Source organism: Streptomyces sp. NPDC002130, assembly GCF_040296465.1.
In the GTDB taxonomy this organism is placed as follows: Bacteria; Actinomycetota; Actinomycetes; order Streptomycetales; family Streptomycetaceae; genus Streptomyces.
In genome coordinates, this window is record NZ_JBEOXI010000011.1 from 46,184 (window position 1) to 63,822 (window position 17,639).

The window sequence follows — 17,639 nt, forward strand, 5'->3', positions numbered from 1 at the left end:
CTTTGCTACCTACTCATTTCTTGGTTCTTGCGCTGATCGACGCACCCCTCGACCATGAAGCGCACCCAAGACATCGCGATGCCTCACTCGACCAGAGCGAAACCATGGTCTGCTGAGCGCTTGTTGACCCCGCTTCTGGCCCTGTGCATCGAGAGGTTCTTCGGCATGGGTGCGGGGTGTTGTGGGCTGGAGGGCATGCCTCCATTCCTGGTGGCGCTCGCCATGATGGGCCGGCTGGCCTCTGGAGTGAGCGGGACGGACCCTGCTGGGGCAACTGGTCGTGGCAGCTCGGTCTGCTCCGAGAACACCCTCGCGGCTTGGTCGGAAGCTTATTGGCGCTTGGGTGGCGCTCGTCTCGGGGCTCTGGACCGGCCGCATGGCTGGGGAATCCCAGCCATCGGGAATTCCTGCCTCCCTGGTCGGTCACAATCCGGCCCAAGCGGGTGCCGGGGCCCAAGCGCGGTTCGGCCGAGGACGTTCTCGGCCAAGCCTTTGCGGTCGTCGTCCTCGCGGTGTACATCTGGCGGGGCGTCACGATGCCGGCTTCGCGGACGAGCAGGTGACGATCGTCAACCCCGCTATGGGCGCCGGCACATTATCGACAGGGTCGCCCGGAACCTTTGCTCGATGCCTTCCACTGGATGCGCCCAGAAGCCGTGTTCGCGCACGTGGCCGGGGTCGCGCCGATGCCGGCCACGTCCGGACGTAGCACCGTCGCCGCCTCAACCGCGGCGGCGACCGGGCCGCCGACAATGCCCTGCACACGATCGTGCTCACCCGCATTCGCTTCGACTCGTGGCGCCACGGATGGGCTCGGACAGTGCATCTGTCAGGCCTCTACGGAATTCAGGCTCTATTCCAGTTCCGCCGCGCGCCTCTTGAGGTCCTCGGCGAACGTGTCCCAGTCGGGTCCGAAGGACAGCAGATCTGAGGCTGCTTCCCGGAGCAATTGCGGGTCGTCGGGACGTTGCAGGCAGGCCAGACGGTAAGCGAGGTTCCGGGCCCAGGGCGGCAGGGCCATCCAGTCCTCGGTGAGGACGTCCTCGAGCATGGCGAGGATTTCGTCCGCGGTCGCGAAGGTGAGCTTCTCGACGAACTCGCGGGTCGTTTCGTTGACCTGTCGGCTGTCACCGCCGTCGATCGCCTGGCTGAGACTCCTGGCCGCAGGGGTCGGATCGGGCATGGCGCGCTTCTCCAGACAGATTGCTTCCGGCGCCCCGGAGCGCCGTGGTGGTGGACGGAATGGTGGTGGACGGAATGGGCGCCCAGACCCTAGCAGTCGATCCCGGTGCCGCCCGGGCAGCCGGTGCGAAGCCGGGCTCGGGGGGACCCGTCCCCTATGGATTGAGCCAGTAGGTGGACAGTTGATAGGCGCCGTCGGGCCGCTGAATGACCCGGTAGCCGACGTCATGCCCGTCGATCTGCACCGACCTGTCGAGCGGGCCGCTGAACTCGGGGGTCCTGGCGCGGGGAACAACCCCGCCGTCCCTCATGTACGCGTACACGTCGGAGACGATTGCTTGTTCGATCTGGTTGGGCTTCAAGTTGGTGGTACGCAGATCGTTCGTGGTTCCGTCCGGGCCGGTGTGGGCTCGGTCGTAGCCGTGGCCGGTGTTGAAGTGCCACTGGTCGTCGCCCACCATGGCGGAGCGTTTGAGATCCTGCCCCTCGCCTTTGGAGGTGTACTCGCCGATGGCCGGGCCGTCGCCGTTCGGGTACGGCGACAGGCCGAAGGGGTCGCAAACGGTGTGCGGGTTGGTCACGTAGGCGACCGGGTTCGGCGCCGGCGAGAGCCCCAGAGGGTCCGGAGACGTGTACCGGCCGGTCTCCGGGTCGTAGTGACGGAAGAGGTTGTAGTGGAGGCCGGTCTCCGGGTCGTAGTACTGGCCGGGGAAGCGAAGGGGGGTATAGGCCGTGCTGGAGCGGGACCAAGCGGTGGTTCCCCACAGCGTGGTGCGGGCGCGCCAGGCGATGCGCCCGGACTCGTCGACCAGTTCGGTGGGAGTGCCGAGCAGGTCGGTGGCCACGGCGAAGAAGCGCCGGTCGATCTCCTCCTGACGGGCGTCCGGGGTGAGGATGCGCTCGGTTTGTGCGAGGGGCGTGAGGCCGCGGTGCTCCCAGGTGAGTGCTACCGGACGAGGCAGGTCGCTCGAAACGGTGGTCTGTTCGCAGAGGGTCAGGCCGTCCCAGGTGAAGCGGATCTCCTCTGCAATGGTCTTGCCGTCCGCCGCCAGGCGCTGCTTGGCAGTGCGCCGGCCCAGGGGATCGTAGCGGTAGCGCCAGTGGGTGTCGTCGGGGGTGACCACGGAGATGAGGCGGTCCTCGGCGTCCCACGTGTAGCGCCAGGTGTCCGGTTTGCGGGAGAGCCGCACCTTCTGGCGCAGGGTGACGCGGCCAAGGGCGTCGTGCTCGAAGCGGGTGTCACCAGCACGCGTGACGGTCGTGCCGGTGTAGGCGCGAGGGCCGGTGGCCTCGTGGCCGGGGTGTGAGTCGGGCCAAGCGGCCGAGGTCTGGTTGCCGCTCGCATCGTATGCGTACCGCTCGCTCCAGCCACGTGCGTGGACGGCGGTGACCCGCCCGGCCGGGTCGAGGTCGAAAGTTCGCGCCCCCGACACCCGGTCGGACGTTGCGGTGAGACGGCCGTCGGCGCGGTAGGCGTACGTGCGCTGGTTGAGGGTGCGGGAACCAGCCGTGAGGTGCTGGCCCGACAGCCGGCCGGCCTCGTCCCAGGCGGACGTTTGGGTGACGATGCCGGCGAAGACGCGTTCCACTTCGCGTCCGGCCGCGTCGTGCGTGAAGGTGATGTCGTGGCCTCCGGAGGTCGCCCGGGTGGGGCGGCCCGCGGCATCGTAGGCGTAGCTCGTGACCAGTCCGGTCGGGGTGATGCGACGGATCCGGCGGCCGACGGGGTCGAAGGCGTGGTCGAGGGCACGGCCGTCGACGAGTTCGGTCTTGAGCCGGCCGCACCGGTCGTAGCGGCGCACCAGTTCGCTGTCGGGACTCGACGCCTGAATCAGGCGTCCGGCGTGGTCGTAGGCATGGACAGTGGCCCGACCCGCGACCTCCTTGCGGACCATCCGGCCGAGTTCGTCGTACGCATAGGCGGCCACGCCGCCGAGGTGATCGGTCCGGGTGGTGACCTGTCCGGCGGCGTCGAGGCCGTAGGTGACGGTGCGGCCGTCGAAGTCGGTCTCGGACACGAGCCGGTCGGCCCGGTCGTACCCGTACGTCCAGACGAGCCCCTGCGGGTCAGTGACCCGGGTGAGCCGCAGACCCGTGTCGTGCTCGAACTCGTATCGTGCGCCGTCGGGCCGAGTGCGGGCGGCGAGGAGGTCGAAGTGGGTGTATTCGAAGCGGGACACTCCGCCCGCCGCATCAGTGTGGGTGAGACAGTTGCCCTCGCCGTCGTAGGTCCATGACTCGGTGGCGCCGTCGGGGCCGGTGCGCCGGGCGAGTTGTCCGTCGGCGTGCCACTCCAGGCGGATGACGCCGCCCACCGGGTCGGTGATGCGGACCGGCCTGCCGAGGGCGTCGCGTTCCAAGCGGGTGGTGCCGCCGTCAGGGGCGGTCACCTCCACCGGGCGGCCTGCCTCGTCGCAGCGCACGACGGTGGTGGCCTCCAGGGCATCGGTGACAGACGTCAGGAGGCCGGACTCGTCGTAGGTGTAGCTGGTGGTATGGCCGGCGGGATCGGTGACCGCCGTACGGTTTCCCCGCTCGTCGAACTCCTGGAGCCATCGGGCGCCGTCCGGATCGTGACGCTCCGTGGGCAGGCCGGACTGGGCGCGAACGACGCGGAGTTCCGTGCCGTCGGGACGTGTGACCGTGACAAGCCGGCCCTCCTCGTCGTGGGAGAACGCAGTGGTGCGGCCCAGTGGGTCCGTGCGGAACTGCAGGTCGCCGCTCGGGCCGTAGTGGAACCGGGTGGTGTTGCCGAGAGGGTCCATGGTGGCCAGGACGCGGCATCCGGGGCCGATCAGATGCCGGGTGGCCCGGCCGTCGGCGGTGGTCAGGACCGTCGTCCGGTGGCCGGTTTCGGGGTCGGGTTCGGTGTAGGTGAGGGTGATCTGGACGTGGCCCGCTTCGCCGCCTTCGGCGATGACGCGGTCGCGGTCGTCGTAGACGTAGTCGTAGCGGCTTCCGTTGGAGTCGATCCAGGCGATGACGCGGCGGCGGTCGTCGTAGACGAAGGTGGTGGTGGCACCGGAGGGTTTGGTGACGGTGGTGAGGTTGCCGTCCTGATAGCCGTAGCTCATCAGGGGCAGGTCCGCGCCGCCCTCTCCCGCGCCGGCCAGGGACAGGGCGGTGACCAGGCCGTCGGCGACGGACAGCTTCACCTGGTGGCCCGCCGAGTGGGCCAGGGCCAGCGGCAGGCCGCCCTCGGTGCGGTCCACGGTGACGGTGTGGCCGTTGCGTTCGGTGACGCCCGACAGCCAGGCGACGCCGTCGCCCCCTGGTTCGTTGCCGGGCGGGGCGGTGAAGTGGAAGGTCAGGCCGCTGTCGGGGTCGGTGAGCGTGTAGTCGCCGTCGGCGTCGCGGGCCAGCAGGGTGCGGGCTCTGCCCGATGACGGGGTGGTGGGCGCGCCGGGGACCGGGTGCGGGTAGGGGATGAGGAGTCCGTCGGCGGTGACGTGGACGACGCCGATGGCGTCGATGCGCAGATGTTCGTCGACGGTGGAGGTCCAGGAGGGGCCGAGGAAGCGGCCGACCGCGCAGCCGGATTCGGTGCGGCGGGTGAAGACCAGCGGCAGGATGCCGGGTATTTCGACGTCGGTCTGGGGCAGGTACATCCGGCCCGAAGCGAGGTCGACGGGGTCGGTGCCGTCGGTGGTGCGGTCGCCGTCGGGGCGGTTGTGGGTGCCGTCGGGGGCGTCGTCGATCAGCTTGCGCGCCCGTGCGGCGTCGGCGGCCTCCTCGGCGATGCGGATGCCCTTGACCGCGGCGCCGCCGCCACCGGTGGCGGCGGTCAGTGCGAGGTCGGGGATCAGCCGGCCGAAGCCCTCGGCCGGGTCCTTCATGAAGTCGCCGATCATCTGCTTGCCGGTGCCGACCGGGTCGTTGCCGGCGACGATCAGTCCGGCGGCGAGGCTGTTGAGGGAGGTGGCGTACTCGGCCGGGTGCGTGATGTTGTACGGGTCGACGGGGTTGACGCTGCGGACGAAGTTGAGGATGCCCGCCGTGCCCTTGATGATGCCGCCGCCGACGTGGTCGCCCATGATCTGGAACTCCTGGAGCCCGCCTGCCAGTTGCTCGGCGTAGCAGGGCTTCTGCGGGGCCATGTCGCGGGCGGCGCGGACCGCGGCGCGTGCCGTCTCCGCCGCCGAGTTCCGCTGCTTGCGGGCCTCGGCGAGGATGTCCTGGGCCTCCTGCATCAGCTTCTTGCCGGGGTCGTCGAACGTCGCGGCGGGCCTGGCAGGGAGCGAGGACGGGTCGCGCTTGTCGGCGGGCTGGGCGTTGTAGCGGTCGACGGCGCTGTTGTAGTCGTCGACCTTCTTGCGGTGGGCGTCGGCGGCGTCCTCGGATGCCTTGACACCCTCCTTCCACTTGTCGATCGCCGTCTGCGCCTGTCCCTGTGCCCAGGTGATCGTGCCGGCGAACGCGTCGAGCGCGCCGAGCGCCTTCGCGCAGGCGTCGGCGGCGGCGTACCACTTGGGCGGCTGGGTACTCACCGCGGTGCGCAGGGCTTCGGCCGTCTCGCCCTTGAGGCGGGAGGAGTCCAGGCCCTTCAGGCCGTCACCGGCGTCGTCAAAGGCCGTCTGGAAGGCCCGGAGCTTGTCGGCGGTGGCGGTGACCTTGCTCGGGCTGCCGTAGATCAGCTTGGTCTTGTCCTCGGTCTGCCCGAGGTCCATCTCGTCGACCTCGGCGCCCATGCGGTTGGCGACCGAACGGGACTGCTCGCGCACCCAGTCGGCACCGGACTCCCAGCCGACGTCCTGCAGCCGGTCGGCGGTCCAGTTGCCGGCGTCCTCGACCCGGTTGCCCGCCCATTCGACACCGTCCTCGACCGCGTTCTCGACCGAGTCGGGCGTGATGTCGCTGAGGAAGTCGCCTATACCCACTGTCAGTTCCCCCCGGACTCACCCTGCTGCTGCGCCCGCTGGGCGCGTTCCTCCGGCGACGGGCCGAAGGTGTCGTCCAGCGCCTGGTTCCACTGGTCCTCGGAGACCCCCGACGCGTCGATGATCGCCTGCGACCGCCGGCCGCCATCGCCCTCGGTGAGCACCGTGCGGCCGGTGTCCTTCCACGTCTGCTCGATGTCCTCACCCGCCTTGTCGAACGACTCCGCGCTCCAGTCCGGGTTCAGGTAGTCCGGCGTGACGATGTCACCCCAGCCCTGCTGGGCGATCTCCTCCTCGGTGGCGTGCGGGTTGCCGCCCATCACGGAATTGACGCCCACCTTCAGCGTGCCCTCGACGTACTGGTCGTGCTCCCACTGGGTGCCCGCCGCCAGTCCGAGGCGGTTCGCGAGCGCGCTGGCGTCGCCCACCAGGGCCCGCACACCCCACTCCCAGCGTTCGCAGAAGTCCTCGAAGTCGACCGAGAGGCCGTGGTGCCCGGCCTCCATCCCGGTCATCGCCAGCTCCGAAAAGCCCTTGCCCAGCACCGAACCGGTGGCGCCGCCCAGATCACCGAGCCCGTCGATGGTCGCGCCCACGCCCTGCGTGAACTTCGCGACCGACACCCTGTCGAACTGCAGATCGGCCCCGTCAACGCCCATGGCCGCGCCCCTCCTTGGCCGCGCCGGAGTCGACGGCGACGTCGTCCGCAACGACGCCCACGACCGGTGGGAAGAACATCGACCCGTCCTCGGTGGCGATGTCGACGGCCAGGCCGGCGGGCTCGTCCAAAGACGGCACGACCTCGTCGACGATGCGCGCGCCCAGCAGCGCCGCGTAGTCCATGGGCTGATCACCGGATCCGTGCAGCAGAGCGAACCGGGCCAGTGCCGCCTCGTCGGTGAACCCGCAGATCCACCGCACCCCGCCCGACCACGCCGACCACAGGCCCCCACCGGCCGTGGGCACCAGCAGGACCGAGCGCCGCATCTCACCGACCAGCGCCCGAGGGTCGCCGACTCCCCTTCTCTGCTCGGCGATTCGCTCGGCGAGCGCTGTACTTGTCAGCTCCACGGGCCCTCCCCGGCGTAGGCGACTGATGGCACCGTAGATCACGACGCACGCGAACGTGTCGGCGGTTCTCCCGGAGCGCATCATGGCCCTGCGTGTCGCCCTCAGTTCGAGACCGCTGTGGAGACAGGGCCAGCACTCACGGGGCAGATTCGCGCCAGGAGCCGTGTGCAGCTTCGGTATGTCCGTCACGCGGCCGCCCGGGTGCGGTACGCCGACGAGTGTGCGCATTGGGGCTTGTTCTTGCTCGTGGAACGCGTCGACTGAGGATCGCTGACGCGGAACGGGCGGAAAGCCTGCCGACTTCGTCCCGGACGGATGCCGGAGTCATGCTGTCGCCATAGGAACGGGACATTGCTTCACGCCGCTGCCCTGACGCCTGCCTCGCCGGAAGCCACGCGCCGGAAGCCGCTCCTGCCGACCGGCGCACGGCCCCGCCTGATCACCGCCAGATGGACCCCAGCTGCCACGCGCGCAGGTCGTCGAGGGTGGCGGTGCCTCCCTCGGCGAACACCGCGACGCCGGTGCTGGAGGGATCGGGGAAGACCTGGTCGGTGATCACGGCCTCGCCGTCGCCGCCGAAGACCTCGACGGATGACCAGTCGACGAGGATACGCAGCTTGACCTTGCCGTTCTTGGCCTTCAGGGGCGCCGTCTGCACGCCGGGGAAGGTGCCGTTGAAGTCCCCGGCGCCGGAACGGGTGCGGTCGACGTACAGCTCCTGGGTGGTGGTGTCGTAGCCGATGACGGTCTCCTCGCCGCCCGCTCCGGTGCGCACCTTCAGGCCGAAGCGGTCCGCGTCCTTGAGGGAGAAGGTGGCCTCGATGTCGAGCGCCTTGCCCTTGGCCCCGGGGCCGGTCAGGGGCTTCGAGGTGCTCTTGAGGGTGACGCCGGAAGCCGTCGCCGGGCGCATCCCGCGCAGGGACTCCAGGCTGCCCACCGGCTTGCTGGTCAGGCGCGTTCGGCCGTCGACGGTGCGCAGGGCCATCTCCCTCGGGACGCTCTGCACGCCCCGCCAGGGCGAGGTGGGGACGGACTGGCCGTAGTCCCAGTTGTTCATCCAGCCGATCATGTAGCGCTTGCCGCCCGGCGCGTTCTCCCAGGACACCGCCGCGTAGTAGTCCTTGCCGTAGTCGGCCCAGTCGGCGCGCTGCACGACGGACTTGGCGGGCTTGTCGGCGGCGGTGAACTGGTCGGCCAGTACGTGGCCCCAGCCGGCGGTGTTCTTGTCCACGACCTGGATCCGCGCCTTCTTGCCCGCGTAGGGGCGCATGTCGAAGGACGCCCAGTCCAGGGTCTCGCTGTCGGAGCCGGTGGCGCTGCGGACGACCTTGCCGTCGACGATCAGGTTGACGGACGTCTCCTGGGAGACGCGTGCGGCCTGGGTGTCGGACAGCACGATGTGGTCGACGTTGAGGTGGCCCCAGCCGCCCGTGTTGTCGTCGACGATCCTGATCCGCGCTTTCTTGCCGGCGAGGTCACTGACGTCCCACGAGGCCCAGTTGAGCGCCTCGGTGTCCTTTCCGGTGGCGCTGCGGACGACCTGGCCGTCCACGAGGAGCTCGACGGCGGTGGGGTCGGCGGAGCCTGCGGGGTGATTGCCGCCGCCTATGAGGAAGTTGACGTGCTTCTTGTCGATCGTGAACTCGGGCGAGGTGAGGGTGCCGGTGGTGGCGTCGCCGTTCAGGAAGGTGTTGGCCAGCCCGTCTCCGAGGAAGCCGGAGACCTGTTGCTGGCCGGGGAGGGTGCCGCCCGCCGGTGCGGTGCCGAAGGCGTCCCCGGTCGCCGTCCAGCCGCCGTAGGTTCCGCCCTCGAAGTCGGCGAGGACCGTGCCCTCGGGCGCAGTGCCGTCCAGGACGGTTCCGGCCTCGTGCGGGTGCCGCCCGCCGCCGATCCTGAAGTTGAGGTAGGGGCTGTCCACGGTGAAGGACGGGGAGGTGAGGAGGCCGGTGGCGCCGTCACCGCCGTGGAAACTGTTGGCGAGACCCCTGCCGTCGAAGCCCGCGACGGTTCCCTGACCGTCCACTGCCCCGGCTGCGGGCCCCTGGCCGAACGCGGTCCCGGTCGCCGTCCAGTCACCGAAGCCGGCACCTTCGAAGTCCTGCACGACCTTGCCCGTGGGCGGGGTGTAGGTGCCCTTGTCGTCGGGGGTGAACTTCTTGCCGTCGAAGTCTCCGACGAAGTACTGGGCGGCCGAACCGCCCGCGATGCCACCGGGGTTGATGTTGACGACCAGGACCCACTTGATCTTCTTCTTGTCCCCGTCCACCGCGAGGGGGAACAGGTCGGGGCACTCCCACACGCCGCCCGTCGCGCCGGCCGGCCCGAACTCGCTCTGCAGATCCCAGTCCTTGAGGTTCTTGGACGAGTAGAACCGCACTTTGTGCTCGGCGGACAGCGACACCGTCATCAGCCAGCTCTTGGTGGGTGCGTACCATTGGACCTTGGGGTCGCGGAAGTCCTTGGAGCCGATGTCGATCACGGGATTGCCCTGGTACTTGGTCCAGGTGCGGCCCCGGTCGGTGCTGTAGGCGAGCGACTGGGCCTGCTTGCCGCCGTTCTTGTAGGCGCTGGTGTAGATCGCCACCATGGGCGGGTTCTTCTTCGTGCCGAACCCGGTGGTGTTGTCCCAGTCGACCACCGCACCGCCGGAGAAGACCATCTCCTCGTCGTCGTGCGACAGGGCGAGCGGCAGCTCCTTCCAGTGCACGAGATCCCTGCTCACCGCGTGGCCCCAGGACATGTCGCCCCAGGAGTTGCCGTTCGGGTTGTACTGGTAGAAGAGGTGGTATTCGCCCTGGTAGTAGACGAGGCCGTTGGGGTCGTTCATCCAGTTCTTCTGCGGCGTGAAGTGGAACTGGGGTCTGTAGGTCTCGGTGTACATCGGGGTGTCGGCTGCGACGGCATGGGGAGCGAGCGTGGTCGCCGACAGGGCGCAGACGGTCGCCACCGCCGCCATCATCCGTGTGCGGGCGTGCCGGGATACGCGTGCAGAGCTCATGGTGTCTCCTTGTCCCGCGGCCGTCGGCGCAGCGGTGACTGCGGCTTCTGCGCGACGGACCGAAAAAGTGCACCCCGGGCCGGTGCCGGCCCTCCGTGCCGTCGACCCAGAGTGTCATCGTTGACTTGTGTCATCGATGACAGCGAGTGCCCGATTATGAGGCCCCATCCGGCCGCCGCGTCAACGGTCCGGGCGTGATTGCTCGGACAGAACCGGCAGTTCGCGGGTGTCGTCGTTTCGATGCGGCGGCGTGTACGGGCCGGCCGCAGCGGCCTCGGGGCCGATGAACGTGCAGGGCAGGGGGTGGGGGGGTGTCTCGCGTGCTTCGAAACGGCATCGCCAAGGGCGAGGCGAGATCAGGCCTGGCCGCAGGCCTGTCCATCGCGGAAGTGCGCAGTAGTCACCGCTCCCGTCGACGTCGAACTCGACGCATCGGAGCGGCACGACCTGGACGCGGCGCTCGCCCGCACCACGGTCACCACCATCGACGACACCCTCAAGGACATCATCGAAGAGGGCGACTTCCGCGCCTGGAAGGTCTTCCTCCACCCCGCCCAGGCCAAGCTTGTCGGCCGCCGCTACAGCGGCCCTTTCCGGGTCTCCGGCGGCCCCGGCACCGGCCCCGGCAAGACCATCGACGAACGCTCCTTGAACTGGTGCTTCTTCCGCTGCCTCGTCGTGAGACATCTTGCCCATGACGTCGCACGTGGAGTGCGTGGCGATTCTGGAGCCTGCCGCAAAGGGCTCTGACCTGTGGGTCGCCTGGATGACCGAGGCGCACCAGTGACCACAGTGGTCCCGGGCGGTCACGCCACCGCGTTCAGCAGGTAGGCCAGCACGTCGGGGCGTTCCAGGGCGGATGAAGTGCCCGGCCTTCGGAACCCGCGTGAACTCGGCTGCCGGAAGCAGCCGCTTGTTGGCTTGCCGGTCCGAGGGGCGGGACCAGTCCTCCTCGCCGTAGACGAGGTGGACGGGCGCCTTGACCTCGCGGTAGCGCGAGCGGGCCGCGATGAGGCTGGGCAGGGCCTGGTACACGGCTCGGGCGACCGTGGGGTAGCCGGGACGGGCGCCGACCCGGAGGAGCTCGTCCCACGTAGTCCGCCCGCAGCGCGCTCTTGTCGCCGAGGCCGCCCTGGAGGATCTTGCGGAGGGCGGGCTCGGGCTCCACCCCGGCGATCACCGGCCCCACTCCGGGGGCGAGAACGCCGCTGACCACCACGCGGGCGAGGAGGCTCGACCGGGCGATTCCGCCGTGGAAGTCGTAGGTGTTCACCGCGACGACCCGTCGTACCCGCTCGGGGAGATCGGCCGCGGTGGTCAGGGCGAGCACCGCCCCCATGGACTCCCCGGCCAATGTCACGTCGGCCTGCACGTCGTCGTGGTCGTGGCGAGCCTCCTGCACGCCGCCCTCGGAACGGCCGCCCTGCACCGGCTCCCCAGGTCGGCGCCGGAGGAGCGGACCACCGAGGTCCACCAGGAGCCCGCAGAGGAGTGCATGGCGAGCAGGCCGTAGCGCGGGCAGCGGGCTCCGGCATGGCCACCGCCCGATCGATCAGCCGGCGCAGGGCGTCCCGGCTGAACGGGGTTTCGCCCGCGGCCGCGCGGTGTACGGCGCCGAGATGTCTGCCGGGGGCGTGTCCTTCATTAGGGCAGTTCCACGGTCTGTTCGACATCGGCGTGCGCTTGGTTTGGAAATAGGCCTCCTTCTGCTCTCCGAGGTGTGCGGTAGGCGCGAGCAGGGCGGAGTCGGCCGCGGCGGTCGACGAGGCTTTGACCGGCCCGCGCGAGGATCTCACCGAGAGGGCGAATGGCCTCAACGGCGGTCGCAGAAATGTGCCCACGGCTGCCGCCCGGGGTGCCGCTGCCCTTGCTGAGGGCCGCGCCGTAACCGGCGGGCACGGTCGCGCGGTCCTGCGGGCTTCGGACGGGCGCTGAGTAGCCGTTCGTGCCTCCGCGGCCTGATCGTTTTCGGTCAGGGTGCCGGTTCCGCGTCCGCCCGCGGGGCGGTGGACATCGTTGATCCGGCCCCGGGAATCGGCGTTTTCCGGCTGCTCCCCCTTGCTCCCCGGGCCCCGGTGGGCCTGCCGAGCGGGGCGGTTGTCCGGTATGGCCTGATCGGATCACCTGTGCGATAGCGAATCGGCCATCTGTGCGAGCGGGACGGCCGGATCCCGGGGTGGAATCCGGCCACTACAGGTACCGGGGAGTTTCGCGGTTACCTGATGTAAGGGGCAACGGATTATCGGAAGCGGTTATCCCTCCCGGATTACTCGCTGCGAATTCGCACAACCGATCCCTTGTACAATCCACGAAAAGGAAAGAGGATTCCCCAATTCCGCGCCGTCGAAGCCCCTGACCTCAGGGACGGCTGGAAAACGCCAGCGAACCGGCCCGGCCGCTCAGGTATTGTCGTCCAGGCGCTCCGGTGAGGACGGTGGGTGGAGTTCGGGGGGACATCCGTGGGCGAGCGGCTCGGTTTCAAGGTCCTGGGGCCCCTGTCGGTGACGGCGAACGGCCGTGCGCTCACCGTCGGCGGTGCGCGCCAGCGAACGGTCCTGGCTCTGCTGCTGCTCAACCCTGGCCGGATCGTGCCGGTCGACACCCTCGTCGAAGGTGTCTGGAACAACGGCCCGCCCGCCACCGCCCGCACCCAGATCGCGATCGTGATCGCCGCCCTGCGCAAGGCCTTCAAGGCCGAGGGCGTCACCGAGGACATCATCGTCACCGCCCACCCCGGATACGTCCTCAGATCCGAGGGCCACGCGGTCGATTCGGTGGACTTCGCCCGGCTGGTCAGAGACGCCGAGACGGCCGTGGAGCAGGGCCGGCACGCCGACGCGGCCGACAGCTACGCGCGTGCCCTCGCCCTGTGGACGGGCCCCGCCTTCGCCGGCATCGCCAGCCCGGTGGTGGAGGACGAGGCCGCCCGGCTGGAAGGACACCGTCTCAACGCCTACGACGACGCCACCGCCGTCCTGCTGGAACTCGGCAGCCACCAGGACCTCGTACCGGAGTTGGCGGCCGTCGTGCGGGAGCATCCGCTGCGCGAGCGCACCCGGCACCATCTGATGCTCGCGCAATACCGGTCCGGGCGGCGGGCCGAGGCGATGGGCACCTTCCGGGAGGCGCGCTCCCAGTTCATCGAGGAACTCGGCATGGAGCCGGGCCCCGACCTCCAGGAACTGCACGACGCGATCCTGCGCGACGACCCCTCCCTCGCCCCCGCGCCGCCGGTCGTCACCACCGACGCGCTGCGCTCCGACTCCGTCATCGTCCCTTCCGAACTCCCGCCGGACGTACCCGGCTTCACCGGCCGCGAGCCAGAACTCGCGGTACTGGACCTGCTGGTGGCCGACCGGGACCGGCAACAGGGGCCCGCCTTCGGGCTGATCACCGGCATCGCGGGCGTCGGCAAGACCGGCCTCGCGGTCCGCTGGGCCCACCGGGCCGCCGCACACTTCCCGGACGGACGGCTCTTCGCCGACCTGCGCGGCTACGACGAGGAGCACGAGCCGACCGTCGCCGCCGACGTCATCAGCCGCTTCCTGCGCTCGCTGGGCGTGCCCAGTGACCAGATACCGCCGGAGACGGAGGCGCTCGTCGCGCTGTACCGCAGCGTGCTCGCCGAACGGCAGGTGCTCGTCGTCCTGGACAACGTCCGCTCCTATGCGCAGCTGCGCACCCTGCTGCCCGGCAGCGGGCGCTGTGCCGTACTGGTCACCAGCCGGGACCAGCTCGAGGAGCTGGTCACCTGGCCGCAGGAAGCCCGGGTGCACCTCGGCGTGCTGCCCGAGCCGGAGGCCGTGGAACTCCTCGGCCGGATCGTCGGCACCGAACGCATCGCCTCCGCCCGCGCCGACACCGTACGGCTGGCCGAGCTGTGCGACCGGCTGCCGCTGGCACTGCGCATCGCCGCCGCCCGGCTCGCCTCCAAACCGCACTGGACCGTGCGGCACCTGGTGACCCGGCTCAACGACGAGGCACGCCGGCTCGACGAGCTGAGCCAGGGCGCTTCCCGGGTGCGGGCCAGCTTCGCGCTGTCGTACCGCTATCTGCCCGAGGACGCGGCGCTGCTCTACCGGCGGCTCGGCCTGCTCGACGTGCCGGACTTCGCGGCCTGGGTCGGCGGCGCGCTGCTCGACATCGACGTGCTGGACGCCGAGCGGATCATGGAGGACCTCGTCGACGCCCAGTTCCTGGAGGTCGTCGGCGTCGACGCGACCGGCCGGCTGCGCTATCGGCTGCAGACCCTGATGCGCCTCTACGCCCGCGAGCGGGCCTACGCCGAGGAGCCGCCGGACGCCCAGCGGGCCGCCCGCGAGCGCGCTTTCCGCACCTGGCTGACGATCGCGGAGGAGGCCCACCGGCGGGAGTACGGGGGCCACTTCAGCGTCGTGCACAGCGAGGTGGCGCGCCGGCCGGTCGACCCCATCCACCTCGACGAACTCCTCGACTCGCCGCTGGAGTGGCTGGAGGCGGAACGCCTGCCGCTGGTCGCCGCGGTCGAGCAGACGGCCGCCCTGGGCATGGCCGACCTCGCCTGGGACCTCACGGTCTCGGCGGCGGTGCTCTTCGAGACCCGGCACTACCTGGACGACTGGCGGATCTGCTCCGAGGCGGCGCTGGCCGCGGCCCGCCGGACGGGCAACCTGCGCGGGCAGGCCGCCATGCTCCACCAGCTGGGCGGCGTCGCCCAGTCCTACCGCCGGCTGGAGGAGGCGCACGCCCGCTACAGCGAGGCGCTGGAGCTGTTCGAGCAGGCCGGCGAGGAACACGGGCAGGCGCTGAACCTGCGCAACCTGTCGATCCTGGACCGGTTCCGCGGCAACCTGGACGTCGCCATGGACCGGCTGCGGACGGCCCGGGACATCCTGCGCCGGGTCGGCGACACCTCCTCCGAGGCGCACACGCTCGACAACATGGCGCAGATCGAACTGGACCGCGGCTCCACCGAGCTGGCGATGAAGCTGAGTCTCGAAGCGGTACAGCTCATGGAGTCCATCGGCGGCGGCAGCCGGCGCGGTGCCGCCCAGACCCTGCACCGGCTGGGCCGGGTGCATCTGGCCCGGTCGGACTTCGACCTGGCGGAAAAGGCGTTCCAGCAGGTGGTCGCCCTGGTCACCGACAAGTCCGACCGGGTGGGGCTCGCCTACGCCCTGCTGGGGCTCGGGGAGAGCCGCCTGGGCGCGGACGAGGTGGAGGCCGCCGCGACCACGCTGACCGAGGCACTGGAGGTCGTCGAACACATCGACGCCCCCCTCGTCGACGGCCGGATCAACCTCGCCCTCGGCGACACGCTGCGCCGCCTGGGCCGCCACGACGCGGCGCGTGAACGGCTGACCGCCGCCCACGACGTCTTCGTCCGCGCCGACGCCCCGCAGTGGCGGGCGGAGGCGGAACGCGCGCTGGCCCGGCTGGAGAACCAGGAAGGCTGACGCCGGGCGGCGGCCGGGCGCGGCGGGCCGGGGAGCCCGGGTCCCCCAAGTGCCGTTGTAGACGTCCGATACCCCACCGATAAGAGGGCTGCCTACGTTCGGCCGGTACCACTGTCAGCCGAAACGTGGAGTACACGATGCCGCCTGTCGCCAAGGCGCCCACCTTCGCCGTGATCTCCGGGGCCCAGGTCCACCGGGTCCTGGCGGGCCGGCACCAGGAGGTGGTGCGTCTGATCGAAACGGCGTACCGCGTCCACGGTGCCGGTGACACCGTCAATCCGCCGTCCTACTTCCTGCGCTTTCCCGACCGGCCGGCCTCCCGCATCATCGCGCTCCCCGCGTCGATCGGCGGCGGCATCGGTGTGGACGGCCTGAAATGGATCTCCAGCTTCCCCGACAACGTGGCGGCGGGCCTCCCGCGTGCCTCCGCCGTGCTCATCCTCAACGACCCGGACACCGGCTACCCGCTGGCCTGCCTGGAGAGTTCGATCATCAGCGCGGCTCGTACGGCCGCCTCCGCGGCGCTGGCCGCCGAGACCCTCGGTCGGGCCCGCGGGGACCGGCCGCGCCGCGTCGGCTTCTTCGGCACCGGTCTCATCGCCCGGTACATCCACCAGTATCTGGCGGGTACCGGCTGGGAGTTCGACGAGATCGGCGTGCACGACCTGTCGGCGGAGCACGCCGCCGGGTTCGCCGGACACCTCGACCGCTCCGGGTCCGGGGGCCGGGTCACCGTGCACGGGTCGGCCGAGGACCTCGTCCGCGGCAGCGACCTCGTCGTCTTCGCCACCGTCGCCGGCACCCCGCACGTCACCGACCCCGGCTGGTTCGGCCACCACCCCCTGGTGCTGCACGTGTCGCTGCGCGACCTGGCGCCCGAGGTGATCCTCACCGGCGCCAACTTCGTCGACGACGTCGAGCACTGCCTGAAGGCCGACACCTCCCCGCACCTGGCCGAACGGCTCAGCGGCGGACGGGAGTTCATCGACGGCACCCTCTACGACGTGCTGACCGGCGCGGCCGCCGTGCCCACCGACCGGCCGGTGTTCTTCTCGCCGTTCGGACTCGGCGTCCTCGACCTCGCCGTCGGCAAGCACGTCTACGACCGGCTGCTCGACTCCGGTGAACTCGCCGTCGAGCAGGACTTCTTCCACGAGCTGCGCCGCTACGGCTGACCATCGCCCGCCACCTTTCGAGGATGGGGTTCACCTGTGACCACACTGCTCGACTCACCGCCCCGAGCGGCCGGCGCACCACGCCGGTCGCTCACCGTCCGCGTCGACGAGACCGTCCTGCCCCCGCACGACCCGCTGGACCTGTACACGGCCCTGCGCGCCCGCGCCGGCGACGAGGTCTTCCTGCTGGAGAGCCTCGCCGCCCCCGAGGAGGACGGCAACGGCGCCGTCGTCGGCCACGGCCGGCTCGCCGAACTCCAGGTGCACGCCGACCGCGTCACCGTCGACGGGGCCCCCGCCGTCACCGAGGCGCTGCGCGCCGCCGCCGCCGACCTGGGGCTGGCCGAACTGCCGGACGGGGCACGCGCCCTGGCCGACTCCGGCCAGGTGTGGGAACTGCTGCGGGCCGCCCAGCGGGCGTTCACCGTGGAGACCTCGGCGCCCGCGGACGAATACGCCTTCGGCTTCCTGGCCACCGTCGGCTACGGCGCCGCCTGGCACATGGAACGGCTGCCCGAGCGCACCGCCGACGGCGGCCCCGACCTCGTCCTGACCCTCTTCCGCGAGGTCGTGCGCTACGACCTCGACGCGGGCACCGCCCGGCAGCTCACCGCCCGCTGCCCGGACTTCCCACCCGCCGCGGACCCCGGCCTCCTCGCCACCGTCGCCGCCGGACTGCGCCCGCCCGCGCCCGAGCCCGCCCCGCTGCCCGCGGCGCCCACCCCGCGCACGGTCCGTGACAGCACCGACGAGCGGACCTTCCTCGCCCAGGTGGAACGCTGCCTGGCACACATCGGCGTCGGGGACATCTACCAGATCCAGATCGGGCACCGCATCGACGTGGACACCGAGCTGACCCCGCTCGAGGTCTACCGGCGGTTGCGGCACCGCAACCCGTCGC

At 70.6% G+C, this 17,639-nt stretch carries 10 protein-coding genes and 1 pseudogene; 5 read left to right on the top strand and 6 right to left on the bottom strand.

The features are described from left to right. Window positions 1-853: 853 nt before the first annotated feature. The 5 genes from ABT116_RS03660 to ABT116_RS03680 all read right to left on the bottom strand — a co-directional run bounded on the left by ABT116_RS03660 (window position 854) and on the right by ABT116_RS03680 (window position 10,128). Window positions 854-1,183: a hypothetical protein gene (locus ABT116_RS03660; RefSeq protein WP_351627251.1), complete on the bottom strand. Its 330-nt coding sequence runs from the start codon at window positions 1,181-1,183 to the stop codon at window positions 854-856. 154 nt (window positions 1,184-1,337) lie between these two features. Beyond that, on the bottom strand, window positions 1,338-6,059 hold the full coding sequence (locus ABT116_RS03665; protein WP_351627253.1) for a putative T7SS-secreted protein: 4,722 nt from the start codon (window positions 6,057-6,059) through the stop codon (window positions 1,338-1,340). Window positions 6,060-6,061: 2 nt separating this feature from the next. Next, window positions 6,062-6,718, bottom strand: coding sequence for a hypothetical protein (locus ABT116_RS03670; RefSeq protein WP_351627256.1), 657 nt, complete (start codon window positions 6,716-6,718; stop codon window positions 6,062-6,064). Continuing rightward, the gene (locus ABT116_RS03675; RefSeq protein WP_351627259.1) at window positions 6,708-7,130 is read right to left on the bottom strand and encodes a hypothetical protein; all 423 of its coding nucleotides are present in this window, start codon (window positions 7,128-7,130) and stop codon (window positions 6,708-6,710) included. Before ABT116_RS03675 ends, ABT116_RS03670 begins: the two co-directional genes overlap by 11 nt. A gap of 439 nt (window positions 7,131-7,569) precedes the next feature. Then, window positions 7,570-10,128 carry a GH32 C-terminal domain-containing protein gene (locus tag ABT116_RS03680; protein ID WP_351627261.1) on the bottom strand — a complete coding sequence of 853 codons (2,559 nt, stop codon included), beginning with the start codon at window positions 10,126-10,128 and terminating at the stop codon, window positions 7,570-7,572. 303 nt (window positions 10,129-10,431) lie between these two features. Between ABT116_RS03680 and ABT116_RS03685 the strand changes: the two genes are divergently transcribed. After that, window positions 10,432-10,878, top strand: a complete 447-nt coding sequence (locus ABT116_RS03685; protein ID WP_351627270.1) for a hypothetical protein — start codon at window positions 10,432-10,434, stop codon at window positions 10,876-10,878. Between the two features lie 56 nt (window positions 10,879-10,934). Here ABT116_RS03685 and ABT116_RS03690 read toward each other — a convergent pair. Continuing rightward, window positions 10,935-11,491 (bottom strand): annotated as a pseudogene (locus tag ABT116_RS03690) (alpha/beta fold hydrolase); the annotation flags it as partial. Between ABT116_RS03690 and ABT116_RS03695 the strand changes: the two are divergent. From ABT116_RS03695 to ABT116_RS03710, 4 genes are all read left to right on the top strand, one after another. Next, a complete protein-coding gene (locus ABT116_RS03695; RefSeq protein WP_351627272.1) occupies window positions 11,381-11,641 on the top strand; it encodes a hypothetical protein in 261 nt (86 codons plus the stop codon). The pseudogene ABT116_RS03690 and the gene ABT116_RS03695 sit on opposite strands and share 111 nt — an antisense overlap. 925 nt (window positions 11,642-12,566) lie before the next feature. Then, window positions 12,567-15,563 (top strand): AfsR/SARP family transcriptional regulator, encoded by a 2,997-nt coding sequence (locus ABT116_RS03700; protein ID WP_351627264.1) that lies wholly within the window; start codon window positions 12,567-12,569, stop codon window positions 15,561-15,563. Between the two features lie 137 nt (window positions 15,564-15,700). Beyond that, window positions 15,701-16,738, top strand: a complete 1,038-nt coding sequence (gene sbnB, locus ABT116_RS03705) for a 2,3-diaminopropionate biosynthesis protein SbnB (RefSeq protein ID WP_351627267.1) — start codon at window positions 15,701-15,703, stop codon at window positions 16,736-16,738. A 36-nt stretch (window positions 16,739-16,774) separates the two neighbouring features. Continuing rightward, the coding region (locus tag ABT116_RS03710) for a chorismate-binding protein (protein WP_502983812.1) at window positions 16,775-17,639 on the top strand (865 nt) is incomplete at its 3' end.

Coding starts and splice junctions, on each gene's coding strand:
- ABT116_RS03680 (WP_351627261.1), bottom strand. CDS start 10,128: ATGAGCTCTGCACGCGTATCCCGGCACGCCCGCACACGGATGATGGCG.
- ABT116_RS03670 (WP_351627256.1), bottom strand. CDS start 6,718: ATGGGCGTTGACGGGGCCGATCTGCAGTTCGACAGGGTGTCGGTCGCG.
- ABT116_RS03660 (WP_351627251.1), bottom strand. CDS start 1,183: ATGCCCGATCCGACCCCTGCGGCCAGGAGTCTCAGCCAGGCGATCGAC.
- sbnB (WP_351627267.1), top strand. CDS start 15,701: ATGCCGCCTGTCGCCAAGGCGCCCACCTTCGCCGTGATCTCCGGGGCC.